The organism is Pseudomonas sp. PS01301 (genome assembly GCF_029960215.1).
Classification (GTDB): domain Bacteria; phylum Pseudomonadota; class Gammaproteobacteria; order Pseudomonadales; family Pseudomonadaceae; genus Aquipseudomonas; species Aquipseudomonas coleopterorum.
Window position 1 is genome coordinate 1 of the sequence record NZ_JASCPM010000077.1, and the last position, 9927, is coordinate 9927.

The window sequence follows — 9927 nt, forward strand, 5'->3', positions numbered from 1 at the left end:
GTGCGCGGCCGCTGACCGCTCCTACGATAATCGACTGTAGGAGCGGTCAGCGGCCGCGAAGAGGCCCACTCAGACACTGCAACAACAAGGACAAGACCCATGCTCCAAGTCGACCAGCTTCACCAATACTACGGCGGCAGCCATATCCTGCGCGGCCTGTCGTTCGATGTGAACATAGGCGAAGTGACCTGTCTGCTCGGGCGCAACGGCGTGGGCAAGACCACCTTGCTCAAGTGCCTGATGGGCCTGATCCCGGCCAAGCAAGGCAGCGTGGCCTGGGAAGGCAAGCCGATCACCGCGTTCAAGCCACATCAACGGGTGCACGCAGGCATCGCCTACGTGCCCCAGGGCCGCGAGATCTTCGGCCGCCTGACGGTCGAGGAAAACCTGCTGATGGGGCTTTCGCGCTTTCCCGGCAGCGAAGCGCGCGAGGTGCCGGCGTTCATCTACGAACTGTTTCCAGTGCTGCTGCAGATGAAGCATCGCCGTGGTGGCGACCTGTCCGGTGGTCAACAGCAACAACTGGCAATCGGCCGCGCCTTGGCGAGCCGACCGCGCCTGCTGATTCTCGACGAGCCCACCGAAGGCATCCAGCCTTCGGTGATCAAGGAGATCGGCGCCGTGATCAAGCAGCTCGCTGCGCGTGGGGACATGGCCATATTGCTGGTCGAACAGTTCTATGACTTCGCCGCCGAGCTGGCCGATCAGTACCTGGTCATGTCGCGCGGTGAGATCGTCCAGCAGGGTCGTGGTGAAAACATGGAAACCGAGGGTGTGCGTGGCCTGGTAACCATTTAATCTTTGCCGCGACCCGAAAAAGAATGAAGGCCATGAATCTACCTGTCACTTCCCTGCCCTACACGCCCAGCTGGCACGCCCGGCTGGAGTTGGGCTACGCACGGTTCGGCGACAGCACGCGACCGACCCTGCGCCGCCACCTGGGTCCGTTGCGGGTGCAGAAGCATCTGTACGCCGAAGGGCCCGAGGTGTGCCAGCACATCATCGTGCATCCGCCGGGGGGTATCGCCGGCGGCGATCGGCTGGACATCAGCGCACAGGTTCAGGCCAACGCCTGGGCGCAGTTGACCACGCCGGGCGCGGCAAAGTGGTACCGAGCGCTCAGTCCGGCCTATCAAAGCACCGAGCTGCAGGTGGCCGCTGGCGCTACCCTTGAATGGCTGCCTCAGGAAACCATCGTCTACAGTGCCGCCCAGGCCGAACTGGATACCCGTATCCATCTGCAGGGCGATGCCCGGCTGTTCTATTGGGACATCGTCGCCGTGGGTCGTCCGGCGGCCGCCGAGCGCTTCGACCAGGGGCATTTCCAGTCACGCCTGGAGATCCGCCGCGACGGCGAGCTGATCTGGCACGAGCGCCAGCGCATCGTCGGCGACGACGGCCTGCTCGAATCGGCCGTGGGCCTGGGCGGCAAACCGGTGTTCGCCACCTTGCTGGTGACCGGCGAGATCGACCCGGCCCTGCTCGAACGCTGCCGTGCGCTGGCGACCCGCGTGCGCGGCGACCTGAGCCAGTTGCCGGGGCTGCTGGTTGCGCGCTGCCTGGCCGACGAGGCACTGCATGCGCGTGACTGGCTGATCCAGCTGTGGACGCTGCTGCGCCCGGCCCTGCTGGGCCGCGAAGCGCTGGCGCCACGGATCTGGAGCACCTGACTGAATCCTGCCTGCCTGGCTACCTACCAAAATTCTCAAGGAACCCCCATGGACCTGACACCTCGCGAAAAAGACAAAATGCTCATCTTCACCGCCGGCCTGGTCGCCGAACGCCGTCTGGCCCGCGGTCTCAAGCTGAATTATCCGGAGGCCATGGCGCTGATCTCCGCCGCCCTGCTCGAAGGCGCCCGCGACGGCCAGACGGTCGCCCAACTGATGCATTACGGCACCACCCTGCTCAGTCGCGAACAGGTCATGGAGGGCATCCCCGAAATGATCCCGGAGATCCAGGTGGAAGCCACGTTTCCCGACGGCACCAAGCTGGTCACCGTTCATCAACCCATCGCCTGAGGCACGCGCATGATTCGTGACGCCACCGAGCGCGACCTGCCAGGGATCTGCGCGATCTACAACGATGCGGTGCTCAACACCACCGCGATCTGGAACGAGCAGCCGGTCGACCTGGCCAACCGCCAGGCCTGGTTCGAAGCGCGCAAGGCGCAAAACTACCCAATCCTGGTCGCCGAGGAGCACGGCGAGGTCAGCGGCTACGCGTCGTTCGGCGACTGGCGCCCGTTCGAAGGCTTTCGCTACAGCGTCGAGCACTCGGTCTATGTGCGCAACGACCAGCGCGGCAAAGGCCTGGGCGCGCGCCTGATGCAGGTGCTGATCGAGCGTGCCCGCGAGCGTGGCAAATACGTCATGGTGGCCGCCATCGAAAGCGGCAACCAGGCATCGGTTCATCTGCATGAGCGTCTGGGCTTCGTCACCACAGGGCAAATGCCGCAGGTGGGCATCAAGTTCGGCCGCTGGCTGGACCTGACCTTCATGCAACTGGCCCTCAACCCCGGCGCCGAGCCGCCACAGAAGTCGGCTTGAACCGCCGTCCTTCATCACTTCGAGGAGCTCTCCCATGATTCCCGGCCAATACCAGATCCAGCCTGGCGACATCGAACTCAATGTCGGGCGGCGTACCTTGAGCCTGACCGTGGCAAACAGTGGCGATCGACCGATTCAGGTGGGGTCGCACTATCACTTTTTCGAGACCAACGATGCGCTGCACTTCGACCGTGCCGCCAGCCGGGGCATGCGCCTGAACATTCCTGCGGGAACCGCAGTGCGCTTCGAACCGGGCCAGAGCCGCGAAGTGGAACTGGTGGACCTGGCTGGGCTGCGCCGCGTGTACGGCTTCGCCGGCCGCGTCATGGGTGATCTCTGATCACCGCTTATCCAGGGTCTCCACACCATTGAATTGCAGGGCATAGCGATGAAGATTTCCAGAGAAGCCTACGCCGACATGTTCGGCCCCACCGTCGGTGACAAAGTCCGCTTGGCCGACACCGACCTGTGGATCGAAGTGGAAAAGGACTTCACCACCTACGGCGAAGAAGTCAAATTCGGCGGCGGCAAGGTCATCCGCGATGGCATGGGCCAAGGCCAGTTGCTGGCCGCCGAAGTGGTCGACACGCTGATCACCAATGCCCTGATCATCGATCACTGGGGCATCGTCAAGGCCGACGTGGGCCTCAAGGACGGGCGCATCGCGGCGATCGGCAAGGCCGGCAACCCCGACATCCAGCCCGATGTGACCATCGCCATCGGCGCCAGCACCGAAGTGATCGCCGGTGAAGGCATGATCCTGACCGCCGGCGGCATCGACACCCACATCCACTTCATCTGCCCGCAGCAGATCGAAGAGGCGCTGATGAGCGGCGTCACCACCATGATCGGCGGCGGCACCGGACCGGCCACCGGCACCAACGCGACCACTTGCACCTCTGGCCCCTGGCACATGGCGCGCATGCTCCAGGCCGCCGATGCCTTCGCCATGAACATCGGCTTCACCGGCAAGGGTAATGCGAGCCTGCCCGAGCCGCTGATCGAACAGGTCAAGGCCGGCGCCATCGGCCTCAAACTGCACGAAGACTGGGGCACCACGCCTGCAGCCATCGACAATTGCCTGAGCGTGGCCGACCAGTACGACGTGCAGGTCGCCATCCACACCGACACCCTCAACGAGTCGGGCTTCGTCGAGACCACCCTGGCCGCCTTCAAGGGCCGCACCATCCATACCTACCACACCGAAGGGGCCGGCGGCGGCCACGCCCCGGACATCATCAAGGCCTGCGGCTTCGCCAACGTGTTGCCCAGCTCGACCAACCCGACCCGCCCGTTCACCCGCAACACCATCGACGAGCACCTGGACATGCTCATGGTCTGCCATCACCTGGACCCGAGCATCGCCGAGGACGTGGCTTTCGCCGAAAGCCGCATCCGGCGCGAGACCATTGCCGCCGAAGACATCCTGCACGACCTCGGCGCGTTCTCCATGATCAGCTCCGACAGCCAGGCCATGGGCCGGGTCGGCGAGGTGATCACGCGCACTTGGCAGACCGCCGACAAGATGAAGAAACAACGCGGCCCGCTGCCCGAAGACGCCGAGGGCAACGACAACTTCCGCGCCAAACGCTACATCGCCAAGTACACCATCAACCCGGCCATCACCCATGGCATCAGCCATGAAGTGGGCTCGGTGGAAATCGGCAAATGGGCGGACCTGGTGCTCTGGCGCCCAGCCTTCTTCGGCGTCAAGCCGACCTTGATCCTCAAGGGAGGCGCCATCGCCGCCAGCCTCATGGGCGATGCCAATGCCTCGATCCCCACGCCGCAGCCGGTGCACTACCGCCCCATGTTCGCCAGCTTCGACGGCTCGCGCCATGCCACCAGCCTGACTTTCATCAGCCAAGCGGCGCTGGACGCCGGAGTGCCTGAACGCCTAGGCCTGAAGAAACGGATCGCCGTGGTCAAGGGCTGCCGCTCGGTACAGAAGACCGACCTGATCCATAACGCTTACCTGCCCGACATCGATGTCGACCCCCAGACGTATCAGGTCAAGGCCGATGGGGTGTTGCTCTGGTGCGAGCCGGCCGACGTGTTGCCCATGGCCCAGCGCTATTTCCTGTTCTGAGGCAGCTTGAGCGGTCTAACTATGTAGGTCTTCACCACGCCCCGGTTTTTCTAAGGTGTCGCTCCACTCAACGAGGAGCGACACATGACCACCACATCCCCTATTGCAACCCCTGTCCCAACCCCCCTTACGGCGGCGATCGTGACGGCCGTTGCCGAGCGCTATTACCAACACTTTCCGGACGTACGCGAGTCGGCACGCGATTGGGGCATCAAGCTGCTGAAGTTCCATACTCATCTTGACCTGGATCCGGACCAAGTCTATTGGCACGACTTCGACAACGCCCAGACCAGTAGCCTGGCCTATACCGGCCAACAGCACATCGGCAAGCCGAAGGAAACGCTCACGGTCACCGAGCTGGTGCTGCGGCGCTTCAGAACCTTCTACCAGATCAACTTCGACCTGCTCGACCAGATGTCGGGCTTCTACACCGTCAAGGATGCGGGAATCTACAACGAGACCAACGAGGTGCCGCTGGCGCCTTCGCAGATCATGAAGGAGTTCTGGGCAACCGATTTCTCCAGTCACTATCAGCGGCGCCTGAACGCCTTCCTGCGCGACTACGCCGACGACGGCCGGGTGCTGATCAAGATCCTGTTCTTCAGCTTCACCTGGAACGCCTACAACACCGGCGCATTGAGCAACAAACAGCTCAAACTGGTATTCGATGCGTTCGCCGGACCAGTCGCCGTGCCACCTACGCTGGATGACCTGCAACGCCTGCATACTCAGCGCACCCTGGCGTCGGTCAAAAGTTTCACCCTAGGCGATCTGACCTCGTTCGACATCCTGCGCATCACCACCGCCGAAGGGCCGGAAATTCTGTACATGCCGGCGGGCTGGTTCAGAACCTTTCACAACGAGCAGCAGCTGTACGAGTGGATCGCCGAAACTGCCGCCGAAGAACATGGCCGCGAGCGTCTGATCGGCCATTTCAATACCGCCGGAGAGTCCACGGTACCTCCCCGCAAACTGCTGCTCGCCACCCTCGAGCGCATTCGCACGACGCCTTGGCAATCAGGTCAGCGGTTGCTCAACGGCGTCAGCAAAGTGATCGACAAGGACGTGTTCACGTTCCTCTTCGACACGGTGCGCGAACGTCTCAAGCTCGATGCCAAAGAGCTTCTGGCCTCCAACCACGAACTGCGCAAGGAACTGTTCCTGATCGACCTGGAAGCCTTCATGCGCATCGTCACCCCGCTGGCTCCGGCGGATACGGGCGTCGCGCTGGTGGCGGTGGCAGCCGGTTCGATTGCCTTCGGCACGCACCTGGCCAAGGCCGTACACGGCGAGACCCGAGCGGCCCGTCAGGCCGCGTTCACAGCGGCGATACTGGATGCGTTGAACATTCTCCTGGATATGCCCATGTTGCGCGGGGTAGGCGACGATGCCATAGCCGAATTGGGAAGCTTCGAGGAACTGGGTGCTGCACTTGAACTGGATGAAGCAGATCTGGCCCAGATCGACCGCATCGTTACCGGCAACTCGCAGTTGGATGCAGTTGCTACCCAGGAAGACCTGACCGGTCTGACCGAGGGCACAGGCATCTACCAAGGCATTTACACCACCGTTGAAGGCAACCGCTACCTGCGCATGGACGGCAAGGTGTTTCAGGCCCTGCACATCGAAGCCCTGGACCGATGGGTGATCGTCGACCCCATTGCGCCACAGCAGATCATCGGAAGCTGGCCTGTGCAGAAGGACTGGATGGGCCGCTGGGAGCTGTTCACCCTGACCGCCCCCCAAGATCAGACGGCCGCAGCGGATGCACTGGCGGCGTTCGATACCGACCCCGGTTTTCGCGACATCACCACCATGCTCATCAGTCCCAACGCGCATCAGTTGATGACCGGACCCATCGACAGCGTTCTGCGCACCGCGCGCTCACAGCTGATCGAGCTTCGACAGACCCTGGGCGGCCAGGCCGAGGCGTTTTTCCAGGGTTCACTGCCTCAGATCAGCCCCAGATTGCCAGCGATCACCGTTACCATGACGCCTAAAGAGTTCCTGACGCAGGTGTTCGCCATCAACAACGGTCTGGTGATCAATGAGGGGACCAACGCCGTGGGCAGCTGCCAGCTGTTGATCAAGTACATGTCAACGCTCAAGGCGCAGCAGGTCAAGACGCTGTATGTCCAGGGATTGCTCAAGGATCTGCACCAGACGGCGCTGGACGAGTTCGAGAAAACCGGCACGTTCTCCCGCGAGCTGGAAAAGCAACTGCGTACCCTGCACACCCGCGGTACCACGCTGGACACGGGGCGCTACACCCTTCGTCAGGTGCTGGTGGAGGCCCGTCGCCAGGGCATCAGTGTGAAAGCGCTGGACTGCGCGGCGAGCTTGTCCACCGACGGGCTGCAAACCCCCTCGGCGCATCTGGGCCAACGCATGCGCGTGTACTACGCGTACAAGCGCATCGAAGCGCTCCAGAGCGGCAAGCCGGATGAAAAGTGGCTGGCCTTGACCGATCAATTGCTGGCCAACCACCACAATCGCACCCCGGGACTGGCCAACATCATGGGTACGCCGAGCCTGCGGGTCACGTGGGTGGACTTCGATCAGCCCCTGCGTTTCGCCGCAGATACGGGCGAGGTGCTGTCGCCGGGCTTGATCCCCATCCGTGGCGATATCAGCCTCAAGCTGCCGTTGCCTGGCAAACCCACCGACAGCGAGACCCGGGTTCGCTGACCACCCCCGACTCGTGCCAGGCCTGAACGGATGCTCGATCAGCGCCCCCAGTCCTGCCGCGGGTCGAAGTCGGCATGCTGTGCCAAGGCCTGCCACGCGGCCTTGGTGCTCTCGTCGGCTGCCGGGGGCATGACCACCTTGATCTGCGCGAACAAGTCACCTCGTCCGCCCTGCTTGTTCTTCAGGCCCATGCCCTTGACCCGCAGGCGCTGACCGTTCTGGCTGTCCGGGCGGATCGTCAGGTTGATCCGGCCGGTCAAGGTGGGCACGGCGACCTTGGTGCCCAACGCCACTTCCCACGGCGCCAACGGCACCTGAATCACCAGGTCGCCGGCATCCACCTCGAACAATGGATGGGCTGCCAGACGCAAGGTCAGGAACAGATCGCCGCTGGCACCACCGGCGACGCCCGGCGCGCCCTGGCCCTTGAGGCGAATGCGTTCGCCATCGGCAACGCCTGCGGGAATCTTCACATTGAGGTTCTTGACCACATCGGTCAGGCGCTGACCGCCGGCGTTGTATTGCGGCACCTTGAAGCTGATCTTCTTCGACTCGTCGGCCAGGGTTTCTTCAAGCGAAATCGACAGCTCCATCTCCACGTCCTGGCCGTTGCGCGCCGGGCTGCGCTGCTGCCCACCACGCCCGAACGGATTGCCACCGGCCGCACCGCGACCACCGCCGCTGTTGCCGAAGATGGTGCTGAAGAAATCCGAGAAATCGCCGGCGCTTTCCTCATGGAAACCACCGCCGCCACGCCCCTGCCAGCCCGGCGGCCCCTGGAACGGGCGACCGTGCTGGCCGTATTTGCGCAGCTCGTCGTATTCGGCGCGCTTGTCGGCATTGCTCAGCGCTTCGTAGGCCTCGCTGGCTTCCTTGAACTTGTCCTCGGCGTCCTTTTCCTTGCTGACGTCGGGGTGGTATTTACGCGCAAGCTTGCGGTAGGCGGTCTTGATCGCCTTCTCGTCCGCCGTCGGCTCTACGCCCAGAATCTTGTAGTAGTCTTTGAAATCCATCTAAGCATCACCATCAATGAGCGAATGCGCGCCGCCCGCGCCTATTGGTCGGACTCGGCAACGCATGGGAAGTTTATCGGCTGCAGGCCACTGGATGTGAACAGTGAGTTGTACAGCCCGGTCGATGGCTAGAAGGTTGGGGCCGCCGGCGCACTTTCAAGACAGCCGCGGCTCTTGATTCTGTACGCAACTGGCATACACTGCGCGGCCGTTTTTTGAACAGACCCGCCTTGCCATGAAAAACGCATCCCCGGCCCGCGCCTGCGGCATCGACTTCGGCACCTCCAACTCCACTGTCGGCTGGCATCGCCCGGGCAGCGAGACGCTGATCGCGCTGGAAGAGGGCAAGATCACCCTGCCTTCGGTGATCTTCTTCAACTTCGAAGAGCGGCGTCCGGTGTACGGCCGCCTGGCCCTGCACGAATACCTGGAGGGCTATGAAGGCCGTCTGATGCGTTCGCTCAAGAGCCTGCTGGGCTCCAAGCTGATCAAGCACGACACCAGCGTGCTGGGCACGGCGATGCCGTTCAAGGACTTGCTCGGGCTGTTCATCGGCGAACTCAAGCAGCGTGCCGAGGCCAACGCCGGTCGTGCGTTCGATCAGGTCGTGCTCGGCCGCCCGGTGCATTTCGTCGACGACGACGCGGCCGCCGACCAGGAAGCCGAAGACACCCTGGCCGAGGTGGCGAAAAAGGTCGGTTTCAAGGACGTGTCGTTCCAGTTCGAACCCATTGCGGCCGCCTTCGACTACGAGTCCACCATCGAACGTGAAGAGCTGGTGCTGATCGTCGACATCGGCGGTGGTACGTCCGACTTTTCCCTGGTGCGCCTGGCGCCCGAGCGCCGTGGGCTGGACGACCGTGCCGAAGACATCCTGGCCACCGGTGGCGTGCACATCGGCGGGACCGACTTCGACAAGCAGCTCAGCCTGCAAGGCGTCATGCCGTTGTTCGGCTACGGCAGCCGGATGAAGAGCGGCGCCTTCATGCCGACCAGCCACCATATGAACCTGGCCACCTGGCACACCATCAACTCGGTGTACCTGCAGAAGTCGCAGCTGGCCCTTGGCAGCATGCGCTATGACATCCAGGACACCGACGGTATCGACCGCCTGTTCAAGCTGATCGAGCAGAAAGCCGGACACTGGCTGGCGATGGAAGTGGAAGAGACCAAGATCCAGCTGACCGAGGCGGCCAGTCGCCACGTGCCGCTGGACCGGATCGAGTCGGGCTTGAGCGTGGAGCTGACCCGGGCGTTGTTCGAGGCCGCCATCGACAACCTGCTCGAGCGCGTGCGCGGCAGTGTCGGCGAATTGCTGAACAAGGCGGGCGTGGGCGTGGAGCAGGTCGACACGGTGTTCTTCACCGGCGGTTCGAGCGGCATCCCGGCGCTGCGCAACAGCGTTGCGGCAATGCTGCCCAATGCGCGGCATGTGGAAGGCAACATTTTTGGCAGCATCGGCAGCGGCCTGGCCATCGAGGCGCGCAAGCGCTACGGCACGGAGTAAGGCAGGTCCGGCCTCTTCGCGGGCAGAGCCCGCTCCCACAATGCTCGCCCCCCCACAGGTATTGTGGGAGCGGGCTCTGCC

General features: G+C 63.3%; 9 protein-coding genes. 8 read left to right on the forward strand and 1 reads right to left on the reverse strand.

From position 1 onward, the window contains the following. The first annotated feature begins 99 nt into the window (after window positions 1-99). From urtE to QMX89_RS22075, 7 genes are all read left to right on the forward strand, one after another. Window positions 100-798 (forward strand): urea ABC transporter ATP-binding subunit UrtE, encoded by a 699-nt coding sequence (urtE, locus tag QMX89_RS22045; protein WP_049861994.1) that lies wholly within the window; start codon window positions 100-102, stop codon window positions 796-798. A 32-nt stretch (window positions 799-830) separates the two neighbouring features. Further along, window positions 831-1670 carry an urease accessory protein UreD gene (locus tag QMX89_RS22050; RefSeq protein WP_282349881.1) on the forward strand — a complete coding sequence of 280 codons (840 nt, stop codon included), beginning with the start codon at window positions 831-833 and terminating at the stop codon, window positions 1668-1670. Window positions 1671-1718: 48 nt separating this feature from the next. Further along, window positions 1719-2021 carry an urease subunit gamma gene (locus tag QMX89_RS22055; protein ID WP_049861996.1) on the forward strand — a complete coding sequence of 101 codons (303 nt, stop codon included), beginning with the start codon at window positions 1719-1721 and terminating at the stop codon, window positions 2019-2021. A 9-nt stretch (window positions 2022-2030) separates the two neighbouring features. After that, window positions 2031-2549, forward strand: a complete 519-nt coding sequence (locus QMX89_RS22060) for a GNAT family N-acetyltransferase (protein WP_282349882.1) — start codon at window positions 2031-2033, stop codon at window positions 2547-2549. Window positions 2550-2583: 34 nt separating this feature from the next. Continuing rightward, window positions 2584-2889 carry an urease subunit beta gene (locus QMX89_RS22065; protein ID WP_282349884.1) on the forward strand — a complete coding sequence of 102 codons (306 nt, stop codon included), beginning with the start codon at window positions 2584-2586 and terminating at the stop codon, window positions 2887-2889. Window positions 2890-2937: 48 nt separating this feature from the next. After that, window positions 2938-4638 (forward strand): urease subunit alpha, encoded by a 1701-nt coding sequence (gene ureC / locus QMX89_RS22070; protein ID WP_282349885.1) that lies wholly within the window; start codon window positions 2938-2940, stop codon window positions 4636-4638. Between the two features lie 84 nt (window positions 4639-4722). After that, window positions 4723-7326, forward strand: a complete 2604-nt coding sequence (locus QMX89_RS22075; protein WP_282349886.1) for a membrane-targeted effector domain-containing toxin — start codon at window positions 4723-4725, stop codon at window positions 7324-7326. A gap of 38 nt (window positions 7327-7364) precedes the next feature. Here QMX89_RS22075 and QMX89_RS22080 read toward each other — a convergent pair whose 3' ends face one another. Further along, window positions 7365-8339, reverse strand: a complete 975-nt coding sequence (locus tag QMX89_RS22080; RefSeq protein WP_049862001.1) for a DnaJ C-terminal domain-containing protein — start codon at window positions 8337-8339, stop codon at window positions 7365-7367. A gap of 235 nt (window positions 8340-8574) precedes the next feature. Here QMX89_RS22080 and QMX89_RS22085 point away from each other — a divergent pair, with 235 nt between their 5' ends. Further along, complete coding sequence (locus QMX89_RS22085; RefSeq protein WP_090355935.1) at window positions 8575-9846, forward strand: Hsp70 family protein; 1272 nt, start codon at window positions 8575-8577, stop codon at window positions 9844-9846. Window positions 9847-9927 lie beyond the last annotated feature (81 nt).

Bases quoted from the DNA above. Each gene is read 5' to 3' on its own strand.
- urtE (WP_049861994.1), top strand. From the start codon at position 100: ATGCTCCAAGTCGACCAGCTTCACCAATACTACGGCGGCAGCCATATC.
- QMX89_RS22050 (WP_282349881.1), top strand. From the start codon at position 831: ATGAATCTACCTGTCACTTCCCTGCCCTACACGCCCAGCTGGCACGCC.
- QMX89_RS22055 (WP_049861996.1), top strand. From the start codon at position 1,719: ATGGACCTGACACCTCGCGAAAAAGACAAAATGCTCATCTTCACCGCC.
- QMX89_RS22060 (WP_282349882.1), top strand. From the start codon at position 2,031: ATGATTCGTGACGCCACCGAGCGCGACCTGCCAGGGATCTGCGCGATC.
- QMX89_RS22065 (WP_282349884.1), top strand. From the start codon at position 2,584: ATGATTCCCGGCCAATACCAGATCCAGCCTGGCGACATCGAACTCAAT.
- ureC (WP_282349885.1), top strand. From the start codon at position 2,938: ATGAAGATTTCCAGAGAAGCCTACGCCGACATGTTCGGCCCCACCGTC.
- QMX89_RS22075 (WP_282349886.1), top strand. From the start codon at position 4,723: ATGACCACCACATCCCCTATTGCAACCCCTGTCCCAACCCCCCTTACG.
- QMX89_RS22080 (WP_049862001.1), bottom strand. From the start codon at position 8,339: ATGGATTTCAAAGACTACTACAAGATTCTGGGCGTAGAGCCGACGGCG.
- QMX89_RS22085 (WP_090355935.1), top strand. From the start codon at position 8,575: ATGAAAAACGCATCCCCGGCCCGCGCCTGCGGCATCGACTTCGGCACC.